At 66.5% G+C, this 24,829-nt stretch carries 24 protein-coding genes and 2 pseudogenes; 10 read left to right on the top strand and 16 right to left on the bottom strand.

From position 1 onward, the window contains the following. Positions 1 to 18: 18 nt before the first annotated feature. The 4 genes from ACPEEZ_RS00660 to ACPEEZ_RS00645 are packed head-to-tail and all read right to left on the bottom strand — an operon-like array spanning position 19 to position 3,111. Positions 19 to 585, bottom strand: coding sequence for a carbohydrate ABC transporter permease (locus ACPEEZ_RS00660; RefSeq protein WP_423921375.1), 567 nt, complete (start codon positions 583 to 585; stop codon positions 19 to 21). After that, positions 582 to 881, bottom strand: coding sequence for a hypothetical protein (locus ACPEEZ_RS00655; protein WP_423921372.1), 300 nt, complete (start codon positions 879 to 881; stop codon positions 582 to 584). The genes ACPEEZ_RS00660 and ACPEEZ_RS00655 overlap by 4 nt, the downstream gene beginning before the upstream one ends. Further along, positions 881 to 1,810: a carbohydrate ABC transporter permease gene (locus ACPEEZ_RS00650; RefSeq protein WP_423921370.1), complete on the bottom strand. Its 930-nt coding sequence runs from the start codon at positions 1,808 to 1,810 to the stop codon at positions 881 to 883. The genes ACPEEZ_RS00655 and ACPEEZ_RS00650 overlap by 1 nt, the downstream gene beginning before the upstream one ends. Then, the gene (locus tag ACPEEZ_RS00645) at positions 1,807 to 3,111 is read right to left on the bottom strand and encodes an ABC transporter substrate-binding protein (RefSeq protein ID WP_423921367.1); all 1,305 of its coding nucleotides are present in this window, start codon (positions 3,109 to 3,111) and stop codon (positions 1,807 to 1,809) included. The genes ACPEEZ_RS00650 and ACPEEZ_RS00645 overlap by 4 nt, the downstream gene beginning before the upstream one ends. Before the next feature lie 154 nt (positions 3,112 to 3,265). Here ACPEEZ_RS00645 and ACPEEZ_RS00640 point away from each other — a divergent pair, with 154 nt between their 5' ends. Both ACPEEZ_RS00640 and ACPEEZ_RS00635 read left to right on the top strand, forming a co-directional pair. Beyond that, complete coding sequence (locus ACPEEZ_RS00640; protein WP_423921364.1) at positions 3,266 to 4,306, top strand: LacI family DNA-binding transcriptional regulator; 1,041 nt, start codon at positions 3,266 to 3,268, stop codon at positions 4,304 to 4,306. 45 nt (positions 4,307 to 4,351) lie between these two features. After that, positions 4,352 to 5,500 (top strand): glycosyltransferase, encoded by a 1,149-nt coding sequence (locus tag ACPEEZ_RS00635; protein WP_423921362.1) that lies wholly within the window; start codon positions 4,352 to 4,354, stop codon positions 5,498 to 5,500. Positions 5,501 to 5,695: 195 nt separating this feature from the next. Here ACPEEZ_RS00635 and ACPEEZ_RS00630 read toward each other — a convergent pair whose 3' ends face one another. The 7 genes from ACPEEZ_RS00630 to ACPEEZ_RS00600 all read right to left on the bottom strand — a co-directional run bounded on the left by ACPEEZ_RS00630 (position 5,696) and on the right by ACPEEZ_RS00600 (position 12,608). Beyond that, entirely contained in the window at positions 5,696 to 5,887 is a 192-nt protein-coding gene (locus tag ACPEEZ_RS00630; protein ID WP_423921359.1) for a hypothetical protein, read from the bottom strand. A 26-nt stretch (positions 5,888 to 5,913) separates the two neighbouring features. Then, complete coding sequence (locus ACPEEZ_RS00625; protein WP_423921357.1) at positions 5,914 to 6,555, bottom strand: hypothetical protein; 642 nt, start codon at positions 6,553 to 6,555, stop codon at positions 5,914 to 5,916. A 467-nt stretch (positions 6,556 to 7,022) separates the two neighbouring features. After that, entirely contained in the window at positions 7,023 to 7,502 is a 480-nt protein-coding gene (locus ACPEEZ_RS00620) for a hypothetical protein (RefSeq protein WP_423921354.1), read from the bottom strand. Between the two features lie 157 nt (positions 7,503 to 7,659). Beyond that, on the bottom strand, positions 7,660 to 9,747 hold the full coding sequence (locus tag ACPEEZ_RS00615) for an iron ABC transporter permease (protein ID WP_423921351.1): 2,088 nt from the start codon (positions 9,745 to 9,747) through the stop codon (positions 7,660 to 7,662). After that, positions 9,744 to 10,796, bottom strand: a complete 1,053-nt coding sequence (locus ACPEEZ_RS00610) for an iron-siderophore ABC transporter substrate-binding protein (RefSeq protein ID WP_423921348.1) — start codon at positions 10,794 to 10,796, stop codon at positions 9,744 to 9,746. Before ACPEEZ_RS00610 ends, ACPEEZ_RS00615 begins: the two co-directional genes overlap by 4 nt. Then, positions 10,793 to 11,656: an ABC transporter ATP-binding protein gene (locus ACPEEZ_RS00605; protein WP_423921345.1), complete on the bottom strand. Its 864-nt coding sequence runs from the start codon at positions 11,654 to 11,656 to the stop codon at positions 10,793 to 10,795. The genes ACPEEZ_RS00610 and ACPEEZ_RS00605 overlap by 4 nt, the downstream gene beginning before the upstream one ends. 94 nt (positions 11,657 to 11,750) lie before the next feature. Continuing rightward, positions 11,751 to 12,608, bottom strand: coding sequence for an AraC family transcriptional regulator (locus ACPEEZ_RS00600; protein ID WP_423921342.1), 858 nt, complete (start codon positions 12,606 to 12,608; stop codon positions 11,751 to 11,753). A gap of 48 nt (positions 12,609 to 12,656) precedes the next feature. On the opposite strand from ACPEEZ_RS00600, the gene ACPEEZ_RS00595 reads away from it, so the two are divergent. Further along, positions 12,657 to 13,535 carry a serine hydrolase domain-containing protein gene (locus ACPEEZ_RS00595; RefSeq protein ID WP_423921340.1) on the top strand — a complete coding sequence of 293 codons (879 nt, stop codon included), beginning with the start codon at positions 12,657 to 12,659 and terminating at the stop codon, positions 13,533 to 13,535. Positions 13,536 to 13,563: 28 nt separating this feature from the next. Next, positions 13,564 to 14,178: pseudogene (locus ACPEEZ_RS00590) on the top strand (hypothetical protein); the annotation flags it as partial. 72 nt (positions 14,179 to 14,250) lie between these two features. Here ACPEEZ_RS00590 and ACPEEZ_RS00585 read toward each other — a convergent pair. Beyond that, positions 14,251 to 15,194 (bottom strand): annotated as a pseudogene (locus ACPEEZ_RS00585) (IS481 family transposase); the annotation flags it as partial. Positions 15,195 to 15,271: 77 nt separating this feature from the next. Further along, a complete protein-coding gene (locus tag ACPEEZ_RS00580) occupies positions 15,272 to 15,529 on the bottom strand; it encodes a hypothetical protein (protein WP_423921337.1) in 258 nt (85 codons plus the stop codon). A 638-nt stretch (positions 15,530 to 16,167) separates the two neighbouring features. On the opposite strand from ACPEEZ_RS00580, the gene ACPEEZ_RS00575 reads away from it, so the two are divergent. Together ACPEEZ_RS00575 and ACPEEZ_RS00570 are read left to right on the top strand one after the other, a co-directional pair. Further along, entirely contained in the window at positions 16,168 to 16,380 is a 213-nt protein-coding gene (locus ACPEEZ_RS00575) for a hypothetical protein (protein ID WP_423921334.1), read from the top strand. Then, on the top strand, positions 16,381 to 16,971 hold the full coding sequence (locus ACPEEZ_RS00570; protein ID WP_423921331.1) for a PIN domain-containing protein: 591 nt from the start codon (positions 16,381 to 16,383) through the stop codon (positions 16,969 to 16,971). A 100-nt stretch (positions 16,972 to 17,071) separates the two neighbouring features. Here ACPEEZ_RS00570 and ACPEEZ_RS00565 read toward each other — a convergent pair whose 3' ends face one another. Further along, complete coding sequence (locus ACPEEZ_RS00565; RefSeq protein WP_423921328.1) at positions 17,072 to 17,632, bottom strand: hypothetical protein; 561 nt, start codon at positions 17,630 to 17,632, stop codon at positions 17,072 to 17,074. A 136-nt stretch (positions 17,633 to 17,768) separates the two neighbouring features. Between ACPEEZ_RS00565 and ACPEEZ_RS00560 the strand changes: the two genes are divergently transcribed. Continuing rightward, on the top strand, positions 17,769 to 18,797 hold the full coding sequence (locus ACPEEZ_RS00560; protein ID WP_423921325.1) for a hypothetical protein: 1,029 nt from the start codon (positions 17,769 to 17,771) through the stop codon (positions 18,795 to 18,797). A 378-nt stretch (positions 18,798 to 19,175) separates the two neighbouring features. On the opposite strand, the gene ACPEEZ_RS00555 is transcribed toward ACPEEZ_RS00560, so the two are convergent. Continuing rightward, entirely contained in the window at positions 19,176 to 20,117 is a 942-nt protein-coding gene (locus ACPEEZ_RS00555; protein WP_423921322.1) for a hypothetical protein, read from the bottom strand. A 289-nt stretch (positions 20,118 to 20,406) separates the two neighbouring features. Between ACPEEZ_RS00555 and ACPEEZ_RS00550 the strand changes: the two genes are divergently transcribed. Further along, positions 20,407 to 21,024: a hypothetical protein gene (locus tag ACPEEZ_RS00550; RefSeq protein ID WP_423921319.1), complete on the top strand. Its 618-nt coding sequence runs from the start codon at positions 20,407 to 20,409 to the stop codon at positions 21,022 to 21,024. Positions 21,025 to 21,065: 41 nt separating this feature from the next. Beyond that, on the top strand, positions 21,066 to 21,692 hold the full coding sequence (locus ACPEEZ_RS00545; protein ID WP_423921317.1) for a hypothetical protein: 627 nt from the start codon (positions 21,066 to 21,068) through the stop codon (positions 21,690 to 21,692). A 43-nt stretch (positions 21,693 to 21,735) separates the two neighbouring features. On the opposite strand, the gene ACPEEZ_RS00540 is transcribed toward ACPEEZ_RS00545, so the two are convergent. After that, on the bottom strand, positions 21,736 to 23,280 hold the full coding sequence (locus ACPEEZ_RS00540) for an Eco57I restriction-modification methylase domain-containing protein (RefSeq protein WP_423921315.1): 1,545 nt from the start codon (positions 23,278 to 23,280) through the stop codon (positions 21,736 to 21,738). Positions 23,281 to 23,482: 202 nt separating this feature from the next. Between ACPEEZ_RS00540 and ACPEEZ_RS00535 the strand changes: the two genes are divergently transcribed. After that, positions 23,483 to 24,715, top strand: a complete 1,233-nt coding sequence (locus tag ACPEEZ_RS00535; RefSeq protein WP_423921313.1) for a phospholipase D family protein — start codon at positions 23,483 to 23,485, stop codon at positions 24,713 to 24,715. Positions 24,716 to 24,829 lie beyond the last annotated feature (114 nt).

The raw sequence follows: 24,829 nt of genomic DNA, 5'->3' as shown, positions 1-24,829 counted from the left end.
AGAGGGTGGAGGTGCGGTCTACTTCAGACCGGACGTCGCGACGGACTGGATGAAGTAGCGCTGGAATCCGACGATGATCGCGGCGGGGATGAGGATGAGGATCACGGAGGCGGCGAACACGAGTCCGTAGTCGGTCGTGAACTGCCCCTGCAGGTTCGACAGGGCGATCGGCCCGAGGATGTGCTCCCGGTCGGTGCCCATGAGCAGCGGCCAGACGTACGCCTGCCACTGGAAGAAGAACAGGATGAGCCCGGCGCCGATCAGCGCCGGCCGGGACAGCGGCAGGTAGATGCGGGTGAAGATCCCCCACGCGCGGAGGCCGTCCATGCGGCCCGCCTCGACGAGCTCGGCGGGGATCGCGAGGAAGAAGGTACGCAGCAGGAAGATCGCCATGCCGTTGCCGAGGCCCGGCAGGATCAGCCCGGTGTACGTGTTCTGCAGGTCCCAGGCACGGAAGATCTCCGCAAGCGGGATCGCGATCGCGTCGAACGGGATGAGGAACGACAGGATGACGATCGAGAACAGCGCCGTCCGCCCGCGGAAGGCGAACGCCGAGAGCCCGTAGGCCGCCATCGCGCAGATCACGAGACCGACGGGACCGTGACGAGGCTGACCAGCAGGGAGTTGCCGACGGCACGCGCGAGGTCGCTGTCGAGCAGCGCCCGGTAGTTCTCGATCGTCGGGGTAAGCGTGACGAAGGTCTGCCACTGCAGCGGGTCGAGATAGCGGAACGTCTCCGAGCCCGGTCGGAACGAGTTCACGACCGTCCACCAGAGCGGGACGAAGAACACGAGTCCGATCACGGCCGCCAGGACGGCGGTGATCGCGGGGGCGACGCGAGGGCGTCGCCGGGTGGGCGAGGTGGTGCCGGTGCGGGGCATCAGTCCTCCGATCGGAGCAGGCGGAACTGGATCCCCACGATCACGATGGTGATGAGGACCAGGATGATGACCTCGGTCTGGGCGCCGTTGAGGTCGCCGAACGAGTAGGCACGGGTGAAGATGTCGTACATCAACAGGTTCGTGGAGCCCTCGGGCCCGCCCTTCGTCAAGATCTGCACCGGCGCGAAGACGAGCAGGTTCGACACCGTGTCGGCGACGAGCACGAAGGCGAGCGGGCGACGCACGAGGGGGAACGTGATGGACCACAGCTGCCGCCAGGCGGAGGCCCCGTCGAGGGACGCGGCTTCGTAGAGCTCGCTGGGGACGTCGTTGAGACCCGCGATCAGGAACATCATCCAGTAGCCGACGCCGATCCACGACAGCACCACGATGATCGCCGACAGCGATTGGTGCGGTGACGTCAGGAACGGCTGCGGCGGGATGCCGACGAGGGCGAGGAACGAGTTGCCGAGTCCGTCGGGCCGGTAGATGACGCTCCAGATGACGGCCGAGACCGCGGGAGGCACGGCGATCGGCAGGATCACGAGCGAGCGCCAGACCTTCGACCCGGGTGCCCGGCGCGTGTAGAGCACGGCCAGGAAGAACGCGACGGCGACCTGCAACGGGTTGACGATGACGGTGAAGAGCAGCGTCACGCCGAGCGACGACACGAAGTCGGGGTTCGTGAACAGGGTCGTGTAGTTCTCGAGCCAGACGAAGCGGGTGCCGCCGAGCAGCGACGAGCGGAACAGGCTGTCCACGAGCGCGACGGCGGCCGGGGCGAGCCGCAGGATCAGCAGCGAGACGAGTGCCGGCGACAGGAAGGCGAGGGCGACGACGGCCGGGCGTCGCCACAGGGGCTGACGCCGGGCCCGGAGGCGGGGGGCGCCGATCGAGGCGCCTCCCGCCTTCGAGGAGGCGCGGGTCATTTGAGCTGGCTCCAGGCGTCCTTCACCTGCGAGGTGGCCTGCTTCAGGCGGTCGTCGACCGGAGAGCCGTTGCGGATGTCGGCGAAGGCCTTGTTCATGATCCCTTCGAACTGGACGTAGCCGACCGAGACGGGACGGGCGACGGCCGTCTCCTGGACCTCGTGCGAGATGAGGTCGGCGACTCCCGTGGCATGCGTGCCGCCGAGCTTCTCGAGCTCGGGCAGGTACTGCTTCTCGGCGGCGGTGTTCGCCGGGATGATCGTCAGCGCCTGCGTCGTGGCGAGGTTGCCTGCGGTGTCGAGACCCGAGTACTCCAGGAAGGTGCGCGCCGCCGCCTTGTTCTTCGACGCGGTGTTCACGCCCCACGACCACGAACCGGTCGGCGTGACCGGCTTGCCACCGGCGAAGTACGGCATGGGTGCGACGCCCCAGTCGAAGGTCGCGGACTTCTCGAACGTGGGGACGTCCCACGGGCCGCCGACGAAGAACGCGACCTTGCCGTCCGAGAACTGCGGTGAGGTCTGGAACCCGCCCACGCCGCGAGGCGACAGCCCGGACGAGAACGTGTCGGAGTACCACTGCATGGCTTTCTCCCACTTCGCGTTCGTCACGTCGATCGAGAGGCCGTCGTCGCCGGTGATGCCGGAACCGCCTCCAAGCGACTCCGCCAGCGGCTGCAGCTGGTAGTACGCCTCGACCTGCTCGAGCAGCAGGCCCGACGCGATGCCCGCCTGCTGCGCCTGCGTGCCGGCCTTCTCGACCTCCTCCCACGTCCAGCGCTGGGACGGGTCCGCCGTCGGGGCGGTGACGCCGGCCTTGGCGAGGGCGTCCTTGTTGAAGTACATGAGCTGCGTCGAGTTCCAGATCGGCAGCCCGTAGAGCTTGCCGTCGTAGACGTTGACGCCGTACTGCTGGGCGGACGTCGCCGCCTTCGCCTTGTCCGACAGGTCGCTGATGTCTTCGAGGAACCCCTGCGCGGCGATCTGCGCGAGGTTCGGCTGGTCGACGGCGAAGACGTCGATCGTGTCGTCCTTGGCCTTGAGCCGTTGCTGCATGGTGCTCGAGTACTGGTCGAACGGGATCTGCGTGTACTCCACCGTGATCTTCGGGTACTTCTTCTCGAAGGACGCGATCAGCGGAGCGAAGGTGGCCGGGTCTTCGGCGGCGACGAAGCGGACCGTCCCCGACCCCTCGCCTTCTGACGAGCCGGTGGCGCCGCCGCCGGTGCCGCTGCAGCCGGCGAGCAACAGCCCGCTTGCGAGCAGGGCCGCCAACGCCGGGAGAGAACGTGAACGCTTCATCGGGAACACTCCAAAGTCTTCAGCTTCTAACCGCATAGACGATGCGGTTAGACGGGACTATAGGCCGCTCTCGCGGCCAACGCAACAGTGTCGTCGTCGCCGGCCTCAGCTACTATCGGTGACGTTCTAACCGGTTAGCCAAGGAGGGCCGCCGATGGTCACCGCTCGAGACGTCGCCACGCGTGCCGGCACGTCCACCGCCGTCGTCAGCTACGTCTTCAACAACGGGCCTCGGAACGTCTCCCCCGCGCTCCGCGAGCGGGTGCTCGGTGCGGCCGCCGAGCTGGACTATCGCCCCAACATGCTCGCGCAGGCGCTCAGCTTCGGACGGACCGCGTCGGTCGGCCTCATCGTGCCCGACATCGCGAACCCGTTCTTCGGAGAGCTCGCCCGAAGCCTGCAGAAGGCCGCGCTGCACCGCGACCAGCTCCTCCTGATCGGCGACGCGGGCCTCGATCCGTCCACCGAGGCGCGCATCATCTCGTCGTTCGTCGCGCGCCGGGTCGACTCGGCCGTGATCGTGTCGGTGCTCGATCGCCCCGATCTCACGGCGTTCGAGCGAGCCGGCATCCCCGTCGTCGCGCTGCACCCCGTGGCCGCCGACGCGTCGGCCTCGTCCGTGACCATCGACTACGAGCAGGCCGCCGAAGACGCGGCCGCGCACCTGATCGAGCACGGCTACGACGACATCGGGCTCCTGAACTCGCCGGCGGGGTCGATCGGCGGGGCCCAGCACCTCGCGGGATTCACCCGGGCCGTCGCGCGTGCAGGCCGGTCGATCACGACGTCGGTGCGCAACAGCACGATCGCGCGGGGCGAGGCGGCGGCAGGCGCGATCGACTGGTTGTCGGGCCCGGACCGGCCTCGGGCCATCTCGTGCGCGACGGACGAGCAGGCCCTCGGCGTGCTGCACGCGGCCGACCGGCTGGGCCTCCGCGTCCCCGACGACCTCGCCGTCATCGGCTTCGACGGGACGGCCCAGGGCGCCTACTCCGTCCCGCCGCTCACGAGTGTCAAGCAGCCGCTGGGCGAGCTGGCCGCCCGCGCCCTGGACATCCTCGCTCGCGCCGAGGGCAGTGAGCCCGTCGTCGAACAGCTGCCGCATTCCCTCGTGACCCGCGCCTCCTGCGGTCGTCACGTCGGCGTCGGCGCCGGCGACGAGCGGGCGTCGGCACGGATCATCGAGGGTCCCTAGGAGTTCCCGCAGAGGATCAGCCGCGACCGAGCTAGACAGGAAGACATGACGAAAATTCTGTTCACCGCCGTCTCCGCGCACGGGCACGTCCTGCCCCTCGGCCCGCTGATGCAGGTCGCCCTCGACGACGGCCACGACGTCGCGTTGATCGCCAGTGAGGGCCTTCGCGGACTCGTCGAGTCGGATCTGCCCGAGGGCGTCACACTGCTCGCGGCCGGTCCCATGCCATTCGAGCTCGCGACGACCGCCGCCGAGCGGACGGGCGGCGACGTGATGCAGCCGAGCATCGAGGGCATCGGCGAGACGTTCGGCGGCGTGCTGGTCGACCTGTCACTGCCCGAGGCGCTGCCCCTCGCCCATGACTGGCAGCCCGACGTCGTCGTGGCCGACCAGTACAACACCGTGGGTCCGCTGCTCGCGGCGATCCTCGACGTGCCGTGGTACCGCTACGCGATGTCCGTCCACCCGCCGCAGTCGTGGACCGAGGCGATCGAGGCGTCGGCCGCCTCGCGGTACGAGTCGTACGGGACCGCGCCGGTCGCCCCGCAGGCGACGCTGCTCGCCTGGCCGTCGTCCCTGACGGCGGCGGAGGATGCTGCCTGGACCGATGCCCCCGTCCACGAGATCGCGTTCAGTGCGCACGCCGGGCGTTCGGGCGGTGCTGGTGCTGGTGCTGACGCGGGTGCCGACGCGCGTACGCACCCGCGGGTGCTCGCCACCTTCGGCACGATCTTCTCCGACGCCGCCTCGCTCGAGCGGCTCGCCTCGTCGCTCGACGGCATCGACACGATCATCACCCGCGGGCTCGCCCTCGGCGAGTCGACGACCGGCGACGACACGACCGGCTCGGTGCAATGGACCGAGTTCGAGCCGATCGGCCGACTGCTCGAAGGCGTCGACCTCACGGTCAGCGCGGGAGGCGCGGGCACGGTGCTCGCGTCGCTCTCGAGGGGTGTCCCGCTCGTGCTGTGGCCGCAGGGCGCCGACCAGCCGCACATCGCCGAGCAGGTCGTCCGCGCGGGAGCCGGCGTCAGCATCGCGTCCCTCGACGACACCCGGGAGGCGGTGGATCAGGTGCTGAACGACCCGACCTTCGCCCAGCGCGCGGAGGCCATCGCCGACGAGAACCGGTCGCGGCCGCAGCCCCGCGAGGTGCTCGGCACGATCCTGCGGCAGGTGTCGCGCGTCGGCTGACCCTGCGTGAACCTCAGGAGGCGCGGGTCGGCTGGTGACGCCGGCCCGCATCCCTCCGCCCGCGCGTCCTGTCGCGTTCGCGGCATCGTGTCGTGTTCAAACACGACACGACGCCGCGCACCTCAGGACGCGCGGGTCGGCTCGAGCCTCGGCCGGAGGGGCACGTCCGCTGCCGTCAGCGACAGGTATCGACGATCAGCCCCGGTGGATGCGCCGGACCCGTCGGCGCTCTTTCACGAACTTGGCGCCGACACCGGCACCGATGACAAGGATCGGAGTGCCGACGTAGAACGCGGTCGGCGACGCCCCGGGGAAGCTGTGTGCGACCACGATGAGCGCGACCAAAGCAAGGACAACGATCGCGATGTATAAAAGCCATGCACGCATGACACTGATCCTTCCAATGATGCGATTTAGAACGGAGCGGACGAGCGACAGGCGACGGTAGAGCCGCCCTTGACGTCGTACCACCACAGCGTTCGTCCACCCCTGCAAATGCCATTCCGCACGATGTATGTGGTGGCGACACTGACGACCACGCCGATAGCAGCACAGGCCCCCCAACCGACGCCCGGGATCAAACAGATTGCTGCGGCGACCGCCGCTCCCCCGCCGGCCGCGAGAGCTTGCTGATCGACCGTGTTGAAGCCGACCGCCATCCTCATACCGGAGAAGCGCGCTTGCAGTCGCGGCGTGATCGTTTTGGTCGCCTCGGTCTCCTCTATTGCCGCGCGCACATCAGCTGCACTCGGAAGAGTGAGCGACCCCGCCTCCACGGTGTAGCGATAGTAAGTATGCCCATCGTCGAGAATCGGCTGCCGCTGCACGGGCGCCGCCTCGAGCTGTTCGAGGCCTTCAAGGAACACGGCAGGATCGACCGTTATGTCTTCCGTCGGCACGGGCGCGTTCGCATCGATGATCGATTCGACTCGTGACTCGTTATCACCGAAGCCCGCCGCAGAGGCAGGGCTGGCTACGAGTATCGATCCGAGCAAGGCCACGGAAACAGCTGAGGCGAGCGCGGTACGCCCGGGTGAGGTGGTCAAGAACTTCACAATTTCCTCCAATTTTAGCTTCGCTGCTAGGCCTCGCCCAGTTGCGAGGTGCTTCAAATATGCACTCCAAATTCTGAATTCACAACACTGAATATTGCCTAAGGCAGACGATCGCCTGCCGCCCGTTGGCACGAGCATGACTGCGCGGTGAACACGTCGGCACGTCGCCCCTACCGCCCGGTACCCCCGATCGGATTTCCCTCGGCCAGGGCCCGGCCACCTGCCACCCAGCCCGCGGATGCGATCGCCGACGAGAACCGCTCGCGGCCGCAGCCCCGCGAGGTGCTCGGCACGATCCTGCGGCAGGTGTCGCGCGTCGGCTGACCCTGCGTGAACCTCAGGAGGCTCGGGTCGGCTGGTGACGTCGGCCCGCGTCCCTCCGCCCGCGCGCGTCCTGTCGCGTTCGCGGCATCGAGTCGTGCCCGAACCCGACACGACATCGCAAACGCCACACGACACGACGCCGCTCACCCCTGCTCGGGGCGAGCCGTAGACCCCTCCGATGCGCGGGCATCGACGCGACCGGCCAGCGGCACGCCCGCCAGCGCCAGCACGGCGGTGACGGCGAAGACCGTCGCGAAACCGGCAGGCCCCGCCCCCGCAGCTGCGAGGACGGCTCCCCCGGCACCGGCGACGAGGGCCGTGGCGAGCGTCTGGGCGAGCTGGAGCGACGCACTCGTGGCACCGGCGGCCGCCCCCGCCGCCATGGTGGCGCTGGTCGCGGCATTGAAGGCGACCCCCATGCCGAGCCCGGCGATGGCCCATCCGATCACCGCGCCTCCTGACCAGGCGTCGGGAACGGCCACGGTCACGGCCGTGACGACCTGCCCGGTGAGCAGGACGACGAACCCCCACCGGACGGATCGGGCTCTCGTGCCCGGCCGGGCGGCGTCGATCCTGGCCTGGACGAACGACCCGGCCGTCCACGTCAGCGCTTCGGTCGACATCTATCCGCTCTCAGTGTCATTGCCGACCGAGTTACTGACATGAAGACAGGCATCGTGCCCGCATGGCCGACGCATACGAGCATGACCCTGCCGTGGGCGAGCGCTGGTCGACGTGGCAAGTCACGACTCCTCCCCGCCAGGTCATATCTGCATCGGGTCAGTCTCTAGTGCGGTGGAGAAGCCAGATGAGGTACGGGGCACCGACGAGCGCGATCATGAGACCTGCTGGCAGTTGTGAGGGGGAAATGACGGTGCGTCCCATGGTGTCGGCGACGAGGACGAGCAGAGCACCGAGCATCATGGCCACGGGCAGAACCCGGCCATGGCGGGCCCCGACCAAGGTTCGGGCCAGGTGCGGTGCCACGAGACCAACGAAACCGATCGTCCCGACTGCCACGACGGAGACCGCCGCGAGGGCGGCTGCGAGAACCAGGACGGCCAGGCGTGTTCGCTCGGGACGCAGTCCGAGAATGCGAGGGGTGTCCTCGTCGACGGCGAGCAGGTCGAGGTGGCGACGGAGCCCGAGGAGCACCGGCACGGCGACGACGAGGGCCACGGCCACGGGCACGACGTCGGACAGCGAACGACCGTACGTGGTCCCCGAGAGCCAGGTCAGAATGCGCGGTGTCTGCCACGGATCGGAGCTGAGCAGGAGGAACGTCGTGATGGAGCTGAGGACGTAGCCGGTTCCGATGCCGATGAGGACGAACCGGTCCGGGAGAAGGCCTCCCCGCCAGGCCAGGACGGTGATGAGGGCGAAGGTCAGCAGGCCGGCGACGACGGCGGCCACCACGAGAAGGGGCCGTCCCCCCACTCCAGACGTCACGACGAGAACGGCGCCGAGCCCGGCGCCGGCGGTGACGCCGAGCAGACCAGGCTCGGCGAGGGGGTTACGGACCGTGCCCTGGACAGCGGTACCGGACAGGGCGAGAGCGGCGCCGGCCAAGACCGCGGCAGCGACGCGGGCCGCTCGCTCATCGAGGGCTCTGGCGACGAGATCGGGAGCGGCGTGCTGCATCCAGAGGGCAAGGTCCCCGAGGCGAAGGGAAAGACTGCCGACCAGAAGGGCGACCACCATCGCAACGAGGAGGAGCACGACTGCCGTCACACCCACCGTGTAGAAGGTCGAGGGTGCCCGAAGACGAGAAGGACGCGCGGGATGTGCCCCCTGTGACGCGCCCGCATCGCGCAGACGGAGGGCCAAGACAATGATGACGACACCGCCCAGCAGTGCGGTCGGGATACCGGTCGGGATCGCAGTGGCACCCTCGGCCCCCAGAACGGCGCGCAGGGTCGCATCGGCCAGGAGGATCAACAGCGCCCCGAGGAGGCCGGACGCCGGAAGGAAGAACGCGTGCGCCCGCAAGGCCTGGACGCGGTGGGCGAGCAGGCGAGTGGCGACGGGTGCGCCCAGGCCGACGAATGCGATGGGTCCGGCAAGGGTGACGGAGGCCGCGGTCAAGACGACCGCGGCGACGACCGCGACAGTTCTCGTGCTCCGCACGGGGACGCCGAGGCTCTGCGCGGTGTCCTCGCCGAGCCCCAGCACATCGAGACGGCGGGCGAGCAGGAGCATCCCGAGGATCACCGCCCCGATGAGAGGTGCCGCGCGGAGCGAGGCGTCCACGTTGAGCTGTCCGAGGGACCCGCTGCCCCAGGCGAACAGGCCCGTGGTGTTCTCGCGGAAGAGGATGAGAAGCATGGCCGTGCCGGCATCCAGGGCCATGGCAATGGCGGAGCCCGCGAGGATCAGCCGGGTGCTGGCCGTCCTGGCCGCTGTCCCGGTCAGGGCCAGGACGACACAGGCGGCAAGCAGCCCACCGAGGAACGCGACCGAGCTCGAGGCCCAGAACGGGACGGACAGGCCGAATGCGGCGACGGCCGTCAGGGCGAAGTAGGCTCCCGCGGTCACGGCCAGCGTGTCCGGCGACGCGAGCTGATTGCGGGTCACGCTCTGCAGCAAAGCTCCTGCCACGCCCAGGGCGATGCCGACGGCCGTGCCCGCGAGGAGGCGCGGAACACGCGACCCGAGGACGATGTCGCCCGCGGACACCCCGCCCGTCGAGACCTCCTGCCCGGTCAGCGCCCGCAGGAGGTCCATCGGGCCGAGACCCGAGGTGCCCTGCGTGAGGTGCCAGAGCCCGGTGACAAGCACAGCGCCTGCGAGCAAGGCCAACAGCCCCGCGCCGCCGAGTGCCGCACCTGACGCAGGGCGGAGCTCGGCGGCGGGGAGGGACGACGTCACAGGCCGGAGATGACGTCCACGAAGGCGTCGATGGCCTGCTCGTTCGAGCGGGGTCCGCCGGCGCCCCAAACGCCCCGGGCGAATTCCACGGCTCGGCCCTGCTGGACGGCCGGGAGCGCCGCCCAGATGGGGCTTTTGGTCAGCTCTGTGACGTAGCTGTCGGCCGTACCGTCGTTGGAGTAGATCAGGTTGGCATTACCGACCGCGGTCAGACCTTCGAGGTCGGTCTGCGCGAGCCCGTAGGCAGCGTCGACGCCACCGCTACCGTATGACTTGTTGACCTCGTCCGTCCAGGCACCCGTCAGCCCGAGGTCCCGCCCGAGCTCGGTGAACAGGGCGCCCTGGCCGTACGGGCGGATGACGACGTTACCGCTCTCGATCCAGCCGTCGAAGAAGACGAAGTCCTTCGTCGTCAGGTCGGCATCCGCCACGGCCCGCTTGGCCGTCGCGAGGTGCTCGTCGAAGTCCGCCAGCACCTCGTCAGCACGCTCGGTCCGGCCGGTAGCCTCGCCGATGAGGGAGAACACCTTCTTCATGTTCTCGATCTGCCCCGACGCGTCCGCCCCGATCGTGGCGAGGACGGGCACGTCCCGTTCCTCGAGCTTCTTCAAGAGTTCGTCATCGTCGCCGTAGGACTCCAGGACGATGAGATCGGGGTCCAGGCCGTAGAGCGTGTCCAGATCGGGTTCGCCGCGTTCTCCGACGTCGACCGTGGTGGCCGGGAGCGTTTCGGCACTGACATAGGTGGCGTAGTCCTCGGTCGACGCCGCCCCGACGGGCGCGACGCAGAGCGTCAGAAGATCTTCGGTCTGCTGCCACTCGAGGACGACAACTCGCTTGGCGGGGGCATCGAGGTCCACCGTCCGGCCGAGGCTATCGGTGACAGAGACGGGCCCCGTCGAGGTCGCCGTCTGGTCGGCACGGCAATCCTGGGAGTCGACGATTCCGGTCGACGACGCGGTGCTGACGCTGGTCGTGCCACAGCCCACGAGGGTGAGGGCGGTGACGCCGGCCACGGCAGCGGCCGCGAGGAGGCGAGGGCGGATCATGCGGGGTGTTCCTTCCGGAAGGGATCGGGATGGGAGGCGGGCGTCCGGGGCGGATGCCTGCTCTCGGGGTCGATGCGGAGGCGGCCGGTGCGCTCGTCGAGCGTCACCTCCGCCCGCACCCCATAGGCGGTCTCGATGTGACCGGCAGTGAGGACGGTGTGCGGTTGCCCCTCGGCGATGATCCTGCCGTGGTGCAACAACAGGAGGTGATCGGCGACGCGGGCCGCGTGGTCGAGGTCGTGCAGGACGACACCCACGGCTGCGCCGCGGATCGCGACGAGGTCCCGGATGAGGTCCAGGGTCTCCATCTGGTAGCGCAGGTCGAGATGGTTGGTCGGTTCGTCGAGGAGGATGGTGCCGGTCTGCTGAGCGAGGCAGGTGGCGAGCCACACGCGCTGCAGCTCGCCGCCGCTGAGCTCCCCGGCGCCCCGGTCGGCCATGGCCAGCACGCCGGTGTCCGACATCGCCCGGGTGACGACGTCGCGGTCCGTCGTGCTGAGACCCGCGAACCGGTGCCGGTGGGGGTGCCGGCCGAAGGAGACCACCTCTCGGACGCTAAGCCCTGCGGGGGCCACGCGGGACTGGGCGAAGAGGGTGACATGGCGGGCGAACTCGCGGGGGTTCAGCATCGAGACCGGCTGGCCGCCCAGGAGGACCGATCCGCTCTGCGGAACGTGCAGACGCGCCAGCGCACGCAGGAGCGTGGATTTCCCTGACCCGTTCGGACCGACGAGCGCCGTCACGGCACCCGGGGGCAGGGACAGCGACACTCCGTCGACGACGAGGTCCCTGCCGAAGCCGAGGACGACGGAGGTCGCCTCGACGATCGTGGCGGGGCCAGCTGACGTGGTGGGAGGCATGGGGCTGCGCGGTTCGTTAGTGAGGGGGAATGCGGCCCTGCGGAGTAAGGGCAGCCTGTCCTTACAAGATAGGGGCGCAGGCGAGTGTCGGCAATCAGGCTTCCGGGCCACTTGATGCGTCGATGTGGACACGAGGGGCGGCATGGGACAGGGCGTGGGCCCCGGGCGTGATGCCGGTCACCCTTTTGAACGCGGCGATGAAACTGCTGGCGTTCGCGTGGCCCATGATCTCGGCAACGTCCTGCACGGCGAGCCCATCGGCGAGGAGGGTCACCGAGTGGTGGACTCGGAGCGCCTGTCGCCACTGGAAGAACGATAGGCCTGTCTCGGCACGGAAGATTCGCGACAGTGTCCGCGTGCTGAGGCCCAGGGCGGCAGACCAGTCGTCGAGCGAGACGGTGTCGGTCGGGTTGCGCATGAGCGCCTCGACGACCGGCGCGACGCGGAGGGTGTGCGGCACCGAGAGGGCGAAGCCAGCGGGCGCGGACACGACGTTGTCGAAGACGACAGCCTCGATACGGAGCCGTTCGTCAAGGCTGAGGGACGTCTGCTCGAGCCGGCTGAGGAGGGCTCCGAGCAGAGTCGTGACCTCGACAATGCACGGAGTCGGGATGTGAACGCCGGACCGCTCGGGGGCGAAGGATGCATCGCAGAGCTTGGCCCCAGCGGTCGTCCGCCCGGAGTGCGTTCGACCTGCGGGTATCCAGACGCCGTAGCCGTCGGGAACGGTCATGATCATGTCATCGACCCGGACCGTCATGGTGCCCTCGCGAACCCAGACCAGCTCGTGGACGGTGTGAACATGGGGGGCGAACTCCCATGGCGCATGCGACATGACGCTGCTGGCCCTGATCGCGAAGGGAGGCATGGCCGGGGCGACATCGAGCTCAGCAGCGAAGACGACCGTGTTCCGTTCGCGCGGCCATGAGCCCAGGGTGCCTTCGGTCTCCACGGGGAGATCCTAAGCACTCGCTCCTGCCCGAGACGGCACACTAGACCCGTGACACGCGCCGAGAGACTCCGCGACCTGATCATCCGCGACGTCGAGAGTTCGGGGTTCAACGCGCATGGACTCCACGTGCTCGTCGGCGCCGACACCGCAGAGCACCGATGGACCGCCGACGGGCGGGCCGACGTCCATTCGGTCGGCAAGGGTGTCTGCGCGCTCGCCTTGGGCTGTGCCGAGGACGACGGCCTCATCTCGATCGACGCGCCGGTGGCACCTCTCTTCCCTGCCGTCTCGCCCGGCGCGGGGACGGAGGCGGTGACGTTCCGCGACCTGATCACCATGACCAGCGGCGTCGACTTCCCGTGGACGCCGACGCTCATGACGGACTGGCCCGACCTGGCTCAGGAGTTCCTGCGACGCCCCTCGCGCGGACGATCGTTCCAGTACTCGAACGCCAGCACCTACACCGCCATGCGGGCTCTGGAGGCCGTCGTGGGAGACGTGGGCGACTACGTCGACAGGCGACTCCTGAACCCGCTAGGCATTTACAACGCCCCGTGGGAGCGCTGCCCTCGAGGGTCCATCGTGGCTGGAAGCGGCCTCCACCTGCGAACCGAGGAGCTCGCGCGTATCGGACGACTCATCCGGGACGACGGCCGGTGGCACGGCGAACGTATCCTTGCTGCCCGATGGCCTCGCGCCCTGCACTCCGACTGGGTCCGGGCCGGAGACTCACCGGGCTACGAAAGGTACGCCTTCGCAGGCTGGGACGGCTACGGGCACACCTGGCGGCTTCACGGCGCCTACGGGCAGCTCGTCGTATTCTCCGGCACGACAGTTGTCACCGTCACAGCTGCGGACCACGATCGAGCCGACCGCCTCGCCGAGGACATCGCCGCTCGAGTCACTCAAGTCAAGCCTGCTTCGTAAACGCAGGAGGCGCGCGGTCGCGCCAGCCATGGGCGAGCGCTGGTCGACGTGGCAATCGCGACGATCGCATGCTCCGCGAGGTCGCGGTCTCCGTGCCTCCTCGTATCGCGGACCTCACACCATCGGCGCCCGCAGGACGCGAGCTCGCCCGGGCTCGCGACGAGGCCGCCGATCTCGAGCGTGTTGCGGGCGGTGTGCTGACCCCGCTGGCCGGGTTCCTGATTCGAATGGAGTCGGTCGCCTCAAGCCGCATCGAGCATGTCGAGGCGACGCCCCTCGCTTTCGCGCGGGCGATCGGCGGCCTCAAGGAGAACACGTCGGCGATGTCCATGGTCGCGGCCGGCGCCGCCATCACGGGGCTCATCGATGCGTCGCGAGAAGCGATCACGCTCGACGACATCCTTGCTGCGCACGAAGCCCTGATGCGAAACGACCCCGATCCCGCGGAGCATCGGTACGCCGGACAGATCCGCGACGTGCAGAACTGGATCGGTGGGTCGCAGCATTCACCACGGAACGCTCTCTACGTCCCCCGCCGCCGGATGCCGTACCCGATCTGCTCGACGACCTCATCCGGTTCTCAAACAGGGACGACGTCGAGCCGATCACGCTGGCCGCCATCGCGCACGCGCAGTTCGAGAGCATCCACGCGTTCACGGACGGCAACGGCCGTATCGGTCGAGCCCTGATCGGTGCGATCCTGCGCCGTCGGGGTGTGACGCCGCACACGGTGCTGCCTGTGGCGAGCGCTCTCAAGTGCGGCGGCCCGGGCGGCGTTGCTGGTGAAGGGTTGCCGGTAGGCCCACTCGGTCGCGAGGGTCCGGTTGAAGCGTTCGACTTTGCCGTTCTGCCAGGGGCAATGGGGCTTGATGAACTTCTGCCGCGCCCCGAGGTCCGCAACGGCAGTCTTGAACGCGGTCGAATGACGGTAAGCGAAAGCGTTGTCCGAGATCGCGCGCTCGATTCGGGTGATCCCGTGGGAGGCGAAATGAGCGGCTGCGCGGGTGAGAAACCCGGCAGCGGTGGCGCCTTTCTCGTCGGGGTGGATCTCGGCGTAGGCGAGACGGGTGTGGTCATCGACTGCGGCGTGGACGTAGTCGAACCCGACCGGGTTTTCCGGTCGCGGGTGTTCGCGGCGCGGCCGTGGACACGCCAGCCACCACCGTCGGGAATGCGACCAAACTTTTTGACGTCGATGTGGATCAGGTCCCCGGGACGCGGACGCTCGTAACGGTTCTGGGGCGACCGGGCTGCCCAGATGAGGTCCCCGGTGACGGGGTCGCACCACGCCAGTTTCGGGATCTGGTGGCGGGTCAGGATGCGGCTGATCGTCCGGGCCGGGACACCGGTCGCTGCTGAGAGACGAGCGGGGCCAAAGCGGAGCCGGGCCCGGGCCTGGAGGACGGCTTGCTCTCGTGCCGGGCTGGTCCGGGACGGGGTTGACCGAGGACGGCTCGATCGATCGAGCAACCCTGCCGCGCCCTCGCTTCGGAATCGCCCGACCCAGCGGTGGGCACACTGCCGTGAGATGCCGAGCTCGCGGGCGACGTGCGACACGGGCCGGCGATCTCTGACGACTCGCTCGATGAGTAGTGCCCACCCGTGGACGGTCAGACGGGCGTTAACGTGGGACGCAGGGACCTCCTGGCTGGGTGGCAGAACTTGACAGCTCCACTAAGCCAGGAGGTCCTCCTGTTTTCAACTCAACGTGTCACCAACGTCACGGCCAGGTACAGCTAGAGCACGCCGGCACGGATGAGCGAGCTCAGCGCCCGCAGCCGCTCGAGGTAGTTCTCCAGCGCCTCGGACTCGTCGTCCGTCACCAGCTCGGAGCCGTCCTCGATTGCGGCGCGCTCCCCCGTCATTGCGACGTGCCAGCCGTCGGCTGCGTGCCAGATCACGAGCGACCAGACGTCGTTCGACGGCGGCCTCATCCACACGCCGCCGATGAGCTCCTCCGCACGAACCGCGTCGAGGACGTCCTGCTGGTTCATGCTGACGCCTTCATCCCCGCACTGGGAGGACGATCGTGCCGATGAGCGTGAAGAGTGCGATCGCGGTGCCCGTCCACGCGAACGTGCGTGCGTTCTGCGCCGTAGCTCGGGCGTCGTTCTGCGTTTCCATCAATGTCGACAGCAGCGCACGAAGCAGCTCGGTCTGCTCGTCCAGATTCAGACCCGGTTCATTACCGCCAGCATTTGACGTGGCGGCAGGGGGCGACAGTTACTCGAACCGTGCCCCGTCGCCACGCGACAGGTTCGCACGCACGTCGTCTGCTTGCTCCTCGTCGAGCACCCATCGCTGATGTCTCGGGTGCTCTGAGTACCGCTGACGGAGGTACTCGCGCACCACGCGTCCGGGCCTCGCCTCATCGGTGTAGCCCAGCTCTCGGCAGAGATCTCGCGGCGTATACGTCGTCATGACTGCCAGATCAATCGTCGCTGAGCGTCTCGCGTCGGGCGCCCTCGCCGAGCCACTCGAGCTCTTCTTCAGCGACCTGCTCGTCGTAGGCGTCCTTCGGCGACATCCCGCCCGAGTTCGTGTCCATGACCGCATCGTAATCGGACGCCGCCGCAACGCGCTCTCGAAGATTTCTCGGCGCCGAACGGCGCCGCTGACCTAGAGTGTCCATATGGCCAGCCGACTCAGCAGCAGCGCGAAGAGGTCCCGCGTCGTCGCTCCGTCCGGCACCGTCGCGCAGCGCAAGACCGCCGCATCAGCCGCCATGGGAAGCGTCGTCACAAAATCGGCGATCACCGGACGAGTCGTCACGAAGTCCGTCGCCGGCAGCACGTCGTCGAAGAGCGTGACGGCCGGCTCGGGCCGCTCCGCTCGGACGAAATAGGTGCCCGCAGGCAGACCGGCGCTCGGGCGCAACGTCTACGTCTACAGTTCGCCGACGCTCGTCCTCCCAGCTGAAGTCGTCCTCGACACCTCATTCGTCGTCGACGTGCTGGTGCCGAAAGAGCCCCGCCATATAGCCGCCGAGGCGTTCATGCTCGCGCTCGTCTCGAACGACACAACGGTCTACTACAACCGACTGCTGGAACTCGAGCTCGCGGAGATCGCTTTCAAGATCGCAGTCAAGGAGCAGCACGGCAACAAGGCGTGGCCGCAAAAGCGCACCGATGGTCGAGTCCGTCGCCGCGCGGGGCGGTTGACTGCGGACCTGATGGCGTCGTGGGAGGCGCTGCTCGCGACCGTGCCACACCTCAGAGTCGAACTCGAGGAGGTCGCAGGACTCGTCGTCGACAACATGAACGCCTACGGGCTCGCTTCGTACGACGCTGCGCATGCCGCGACCGCGGCGTACGTCGAGGCTGAGGGCCTGGTCACCAATGACGCCGGGTTCGGCCTCGTTGACGCAACAGAGCTCGCGCTCTACACCGACGCGTCGGTTTCACGGAGCTGCCGCCGGCACCGCGGCGGTGCCTGACAGATCCAGATGTCGGCGTGAACGTCCGAGTCGTCGAGCACTGCACGTACCCGGCTCGGAGGCAGGTACGCCCGGCGAACCTCCTCTGTCCTTCGCGTCCTCACCCGAAAGTGATGCGCTGGGGCGGCCGCCATTCGAACGTGAACTCTTCGACCTGCTGGTTACCGCGTGAGTCCGGCCACAGCAACTGGAGACTCGCGTAGGTCTTCTGCCCTTCACTGAAGTCGAACAAGACTTTGATGCTCTCCCGTGGTCCGATCTCGTCGAAGCCATCACCGAGATCGCCGACGACCATGAGTCGCGGATCGTCGACGACGGGAGTGACCCACTGGAGCGCGTGCCCAGTGACGTTCGTGATCTTCCAGGTCATGATTGTGAGCTTCTGCTTCCGCCACGTCGGCTTCTCGACCTGACCCTCGTACGCGCTTGCAAGGCGCTCCTGAGCGTCGGCGGATCTCGTCGCCGAGCCTGCTGCTTCCTGCGCGGCTCGGAGGGCAGCGGCCTCGTGCGCTTGCGCATCAGCGCTGGCCTGTCGCGCAAGGGTCTGCGCCTTCTGAGCGTCCTTGCGTGCTCCGCGCGCGATCACGGCCTGCCAGATCGCGACGGTCGCCGCGATCGCCGCGATCGCCGCGATGGCGACAGCCCACCAGTCCGATGCCACGAGTCCAAACCTACCGACGACGTCCGACGCTCCGACCGTCCGAGTACTGCCCGGAGGCCTCTCCTGTGTCGGCCCTGCGTGCTGTAATCGAATGACGGCACAACGCGAGTGCCGAGAACTGCGCACGGAGGCCTGCATGTTAAAGGAGTACATCCGCCTGCCCGACTACACCGCCACGATCGATGCGATCATTACGCCGTTTCGTCAGCAGGTGGCGCTGACGAACACTGCCGCCGCTATCGCTGTCCAGAGTCAGTTCCAAGCCAGCAAGATCATCGACTCCAGTGCAATGGTTCGAAAGCTCATCACGCCGATCACCGTGGACATCACGCCGATCACGACGGCACTGACCACGAGCGCGAATCTCGCGCGCGTCGCGGCGCAGTGGAAGGCGCCGGTCATGCCGGTCGCGGCGTTCATACCGACGTTCAACCTTCCCAGGTTGATCGTGCCGATGCCGAAGATCGAGTTCCCGAATGCCCTCGCGGAGATCCTGAGGACGTTCGACTGGGAGGCCTTTGAACGCCGGATCCGGACGCCGCGCAACTGGCCGAAGAACTGGGAGACGTATCTGCCGCAGCTGATGACGATGCTCAACGATGAAGGCATCCCAGTGGCATGGGTCCCCAACGGGGAGACGCTGATGGAGCTGATCGACGCCGGCACTGCCGAGTGCCGCTCCGAGCTCCTCGTCGAGCGACGCGTCGAGATCCTCGAGGACTGCGCGGCGGTGCTCGGCGACATCCAGTCGGAGTTGCTCATTCCGATGATGCCGTCGGTCGAGGACCTGATCGCGTCGTGCCGCGACGGGCACTGGAAGACGGCAGGACTCGCGGCGGTGCCGCTGATCCACTCGGTGGTCGAAGCACTCCGTTGGCCGACGCAACAGGCGCGCACGAAGAAACACCATGCAATCACGACGCGGGTGACGCTCAAGGACCTGATGGAGCAGGCGACCCGGGCGCCGCTAGTCACCTTCTATAAGGACTGGAACCCGCTGTCGGGCCAGCCGCGGCCGACGTACCTCGCGCGCCACGTCATGTCGCACAAGTTCGGACCGGAGCAGGTGACCGACCGCAATTGCATCGTCGCGGTCATGCTCCTTACGTCCCTGTTCGTCACAGTCGACCAGCTGGATCTCGCAGCGCAAGAGAGCGCCGCGTAAGTCGACCGTCCCAGGATCTACTGCAGATCCGGACGCCCCTCACTGTCATGGTCGAGCATCCATGCCAGGTCGCCTTTGCCGCTGCTGAACAGTCGGTCCAACAGGCCCATCGCACTCCCCGAGATCTCGGTTGTGCCGAGCCTACGGGAACCGCCCACACCGTCGACCGCAGGGCTTCGCACCGGCGTCAGTGCTCAGGTCCATGTCACTTCAATGGGTGCGATCCACACCGGTGATATTGCCCCTTATCCGAAACTTCCGGGGTACCGACACCACGTTGTCGGTATCGACGCGTGAAGCCTGGCAGCAATGCTTCAGGGCCAGCGTTCCCAATGATGCCGCCCGCAGCGCCTGCAGGAGCGAACGCCACCCGTCAGCTCATTCGTTCCGCTGCGAGCCCGACGTGAACCAATGCTGAGGTGCGTTGGCTGCCCAGCGTTCGATTGCGGCCGACGGAAAGCCGCAGTAGTTCAGCAGCGCTAACGCTGATTTATAGAGCGCAATGCATCCCAATCGAACCTGAAAATCCAATGTCTCTGCGTTGATCGGGTAGGACCAGATCGTGGCGTCGTCGTCGGTCGCAGCCTTCGACTGCATCGAAAGGGAGATCACTGATGGATGTGAGTAGTCAGACAAAATGTCGTAAAGCGCCTTTCCTTCAATGAGGTTCAAGTCAAAGAAGAGCGTCGCTGCCCTGCCAAGCGGCATCATCGTCTCACTGCCGACGCGCCATTTGTCAATGTCGTTTGGCGTGACCATCGGAGTGTCCACATCGTCGAAAACCTCCGAAATCCGCTCTCGAAGCCCGTCTCGAGCCTTCTTGAATTTCTTCGCCTGAGTTTTGTTCCATTTATCGGCAGTAAGCCGCTGACGATGGAGTCCAGAAAGCTGTTCGAGTAGCGCTCGTGCTACTCGGCGCAACCCCGCGCCTTCGTCGGGGAGCGGCTCGAGGAGCCAAGCGACACGGCCGGCGTACTCGATCTCGGCGCGGACAACTGGCCATATCCCAATCATGACGAGCGGTTCAGCCCGCAGAAGCGTTCCCAATGACTGCACAAGCAGCGCGATCGCATCGACCATCCGGCCAGCCGTTTGCACGGGCGCGTGCTCGAGATTCTGGAGTGACCCTTCGGGCAGACGCGAGGCCGCTCCGGCAGCATCAAGCGCCGCCTGTGAACTCGATGCGGAACCTTCCATTGAGGCTACGGCGTCGTGGTACCAAGCCGAGACGAGAGCGTCGCAGATGCCCGCCGCTTCAGCTGCACTGAGTTCGCGGCCCTCTCGGCTCACATCCATCGGGTCACGGTGCTCTCGGTCCACGCTTGTCATAGTAGATCCGCGAATTGCCTCGGGGCGGGTGCTTCCGGCCGGTTATATGGGTGCGCTCTGCGACTGCATGGGTCCGGCGTCTCGCGGTCCAGTCCTCGCAGATCGCGGGGGCGGACGGGTTCGCAGTGACGCTGGCAACCGAGCGGGCTGAACGGTCACTTTCCCGCTTATCGGCGGCGTTTCGCTGTTTTCTGCGCACGCCCCCGCAAAAAACAACGGTAGGCGGAGTGGCTTCCCTCGCCTCCCCGAGAAGGGTCAAGTTGAGCGCGACCATTGCCGAATGAAGAAGCCCCAAAGAGTCGCTACCCCTCACGACACGTCGGCGCTATCCCAGTCCGAAGCCGCGCTCCTGGACGCCGCTCGCAGTCTGGAGGGAGCGAATGACTGGCTGCTTTACGCCACGGCGGCGTTGCTTGGCGCCGTTTGCGAATCCGCAAAGCACGACCGAGCCGCATCGGACGTATTCGAGGGCATCTGGGGCACCGACGTCGACGAGTCTGCCGTCGGAGCGGTACAGCTGAGCCGCACCGCGGACTGGCTCGCTGCGGTATGGGAGACCGTTCCTCTCGAATCCGTAGTCGGCCTGCTGCACCTTCCGCCAGAACGAATTATGTCGATGATCGGACAACGGTCCTTGCTTGCGATCGAGTTCGGTGACGAACTCCGCTTCCCAACGTGGCAGTTCAGCATGCGACCCGGTACACATCTGCTCCCGCATCTCGACAAGCTCCTGCCGAGGCTACTGAGCCGATGGGATCCGGTGGCGCTCGGTGTCTTCTTCTTCACGCCCTACAGCGAGCTGGCCGCGTCCAGGCCCAAGTCGCCAGCGGATTGGCTAGACGATAATGGTGATCCCGAAATGGTTCGACGACTCATAAACAACTTAGATCCGCGGTGACTGACTTGGACCCAGCTGACGGGCAAGACGGACCTTCGCAGATGTCAATCCTTCTCGATATGGCCGAACGAGTCGCCGCCCCTGTCCTGAACGCACTGGTCACCGGCCTGGCGTCCGACACCGTAGGCGCAGTCGAAGCCGTCGAGTTCGCGATCAACTACGTTGACACACGCCGCACCAACACGACTTCAGAGGATCGAGCCGCCAAGGCCATCGGCTTGGCCGACGCAGCACTCGGCGCCGAAGGGCACTCGGTGGTCGATCCGTACGTACGCGAACTCACGACTCGCGTCGCACTCGGCCGGATGACTGGCGATGACGCGATGCCGTTCGTCATGGCCCTCGTGGATGCGGGACCAGTTGTCTCCGATCCAAGCGTTGCTGCGGATCCGGGGTATCGAGCAGAGGAAACACGGTTCCCGGTCGTCGACGTCCAAGCCGAGGTCGATGCCGGACGAATCACGCCGGACGAGGGCAATGCCCGCGTCGTTCGGGGTTACAGAGTCTTCCGAGCGCTGACGAACGAGGCCGAGACTAACGACCTGACCGACCCTGTACTCAATGAGCTCATTGCAAGCGTGCTTCGAGGAGAGCGATCCGACATCGAAGCCACCGAAATCGGCGTACGTCGAATCAGACGGATGCGGGACGACCCACCAGGGATGTGACGAGACGCTCCACGAAGTCGCTCGTCATCGCCCGAAGAGACCCCTAGACATTCGTCTCGCGGGCGGGACCTTCGCCATCCTCATAGAAGCGCGGACGTGACCGTTGAAGCCTGCGCTCCACGAGTTCATTCCGGGCCTCCGCGAGCGACGCCATCGTCGATGGCTCTAGTTCGGGCACAACTCTCGACAGTGCCTCGTCAGTAGCTTCAACTAAGGCTTCGGGATCAGTGAGGGAACGGGCGACTTCATCAAGCCGCTTCAATTCAGTTCCAAATCCTGGGACGATCGGCACCTGGAGCGAAGAGACTTCCGTCGGCACGAGCTCGAGGACGCCACCGCCAAAACTTCTTCCCTCAACTTCCGCGGACAGCATCGTCAAAGAATTGTGGAAAATTGCGGCCAGATCATCGGCGACTACTGGAGCCCCGGCGTTGATTTGCCCCCGATAGATCGTGTCGGTGGTGACTACGCGCGCGTGGTTGGCAATCATGCGCGGGTATCGGTTTGAGCGTTTCGAGAGCATCAAATCGCCCGCCGGCACGACAGGCACTCGATACCAAGGGGAACGCACGCGGCACTTGAAACGCTGGTCGATGCCGTCCCGCGCGCCTCCCGCCAGAAAGCGTCGCGCTCCGGCATGTGTTTCCGGCGAAGGTCTGTCCGCTGAAAAGCTTAATATCCAGGCCGTTTGCCCACTGGCCGATAGTGCTCGATGCTCGTCTGCTTCGAAGTCAAGCCCCGCAGCGTGCCTAGATCGAGGCAAGAGGGGAACTGCCCAGTCCCAGAGATCGAAGTCGTCAAGCTCCCCGGCTCCAACGCAGAAGTAGCCATTGGCACCCGTAACGGTAGAAACGCTGAAGCGCGCCACGTCTCTCAGAGGCCGAACATTCGCATGCGCATGAACGGCTCTGATTGCCTCGTTCTGGGACGGACTGAGCAGGTAGTTGGTCCACGTCCCGCCCCCGGAGTCGATCAAGTGACTCCACGACCGCGTTCCACCATTGTGATCATGGAACGAAACCTCTGACCCGTGGATCACAGGATCGGCCTCTCTGCGGCCGCTCAAGACGAGAACTTCTTGAAGTACTGCAGGAAAAGAACCCGGCTTAAATAGATCAATTGTCAGATTTGAAGTGTTCCTCACAAGCCAATTTCTCACGACGCTTGCAGAGATTCCGGTCAAGAACTCCGTCGGGAGTATGACCGAAAACGCTCCGCCGGCGCGCAGTTTAGAGAGCGCCAGGAGCAGCACGGGAATCCACAGATTTGAGACTGACGGGCCAGCCGCGCCCAGATTCTCGGTGATGGCCCGCGCGCGCTGCTTGTCTTCGTCAGAGACAAATTGGAACCGAACATAGGGCGGATTCGCGAGCAGGACGTCAAAATCCGCTTCTTGACCCTGCGCCCATTGAAGAACGTTCTCATGCACCACGCGCCCTGGAACGCCAGTCGAGTTCATGACGTGAGCGACCTTTTGCGCCTCGCCCTCGAGTAGCTCTATCGCCTCGACGTGGGCGACGCTCGTGGCCAAGCCGGCCCGAGCGAGCCCTCGAACGAACGCGCCGTCGCCTGCGGACGGCTCCAGCAACCGGAGTCCCTGCCGACCGTCGAGCAAGCGCCGTACCCTCGCGAGGCAGAGGTCGACGAGAACATCGGGCGAGTAGAAGCCCCCGCGGAGCTTCTCGCTACTGACTTCTAGTCGCGTACGCATCCTGTCCCTTCAGTGTCTGAAGTAAATCCTACCTCGCGGGGTCCACGATCTTCGCTTGCGTTGTGGAACGCTCACTATCGTGAAGATGAGGTTTGTTGGCCAGCCGTTCGCGGAACACACGAACCTCGCGGATTTCATCGAGCATGCTCGAGATCAGCACTTCGATGAGATTCGGATCGCCGTTGCCTGGGCAAAGCGATCAGGTCTTGGACGGGTCTGGGACGCACTCGACCAATTCCGCACGCAAGGCGGAACTGTCATCCTCATCGTCGGCGTGAGCGAAGGCGGCGCGACACGGGAGGGCCTGGAACTCGCAATCAAGGCCGCCGACCAAGCCTTCGTCTTCCACGATCCTCGTCGCACGTTCCATCCCAAGGTCTATTACGCATCCTCCGTTGCACGTCGAGCGCTCTTGGTCGGCTCGAGCAATCTCACTGCCGGCGGGCTGGGCTGGAACTACGAAGCGTCAGTGTGGGCCGAGTGGGACGCCGACGAAGGAGCGGACGTAACCAATCAAGTCGGCAAGTGGTTCGAAACGCTTGTCGCCGCCTCCGACTCGTGCCGCCCGCTTACTGCAGAGCTCATAGACGAACTGGAACGGAGCAGCGACATTACGCTCGGCTCGGAGACAGGTGCGCGCCGGGTGCAGAAGAAGACCTCAGACACTCCCGAGGACAATGACAGCGTCGCCATCGCAACGGTGAGCGGACTGTTCCGATCGATCGTGACCGGGCTGCGAAAGCTTCCTCGGCTCAGCCCGCAGATCTCACCTCAGCCTGCGCCCGTCATCACCATCCCGTCTCAACCCGAAACAGCTTCCGGTCTCGCCAAGAGCCCCTCGCTGGCCGGGCTCGCGCCGTTCCCAACCGAGGACGTTCAGCGGCGATGGGTCAAGCAGCTCGATAACACCGCCGCGCAACAGGTCAAGTCCGCGAACAGCAACCCGACCGGCAACCTGCGGCTGAGTCGCGAGGACGCGGCAATCGACCACAAGATCTACTTCCGCGAAGACTTCTTCGGCGGACTGCCCTGGGCACCTGTTGACGGCCGTCCAACCGAGCAGGAGGTGATCGTCTCATTCCGGACATGGATCGACGGCCAGGATCTCGGCCCACAAGAGCTCCGGATCAGTCACGACCCGCGGCGCATCGCAGGTCAAGGAAACGTTCCAACGCTTCTCCACTGGGGAGTTCTCGGGCCAATTCTTCGCGACACGAACTACGTGGGGCTCTACGTCAGCATCGAACGCACGTCAGGTGGTGGGTACAACTTGGTGATAGCGCAGGCACCTCGGGGTGACTACCAGGTCTGACGGCACTGCGATCGCATGTTCTCAGTTCGGATACCCATAGCCGCCACGTCACGCGAGGACCGCACATTGGCCGGGCGAGGCTCACCCTCTCCACTCGGCTCTCGATCCGCTCGG

Origin of the sequence: Frigoribacterium sp. 2-23 (genome assembly GCF_049601585.1) — a bacterium.
Lineage (GTDB): Bacteria > Actinomycetota > Actinomycetes > Actinomycetales > Microbacteriaceae > Frigoribacterium.
The sequence above is the reverse complement of the archived record's forward strand: the minus strand, read 5'-3'. Positions and strand labels throughout refer to the sequence as shown.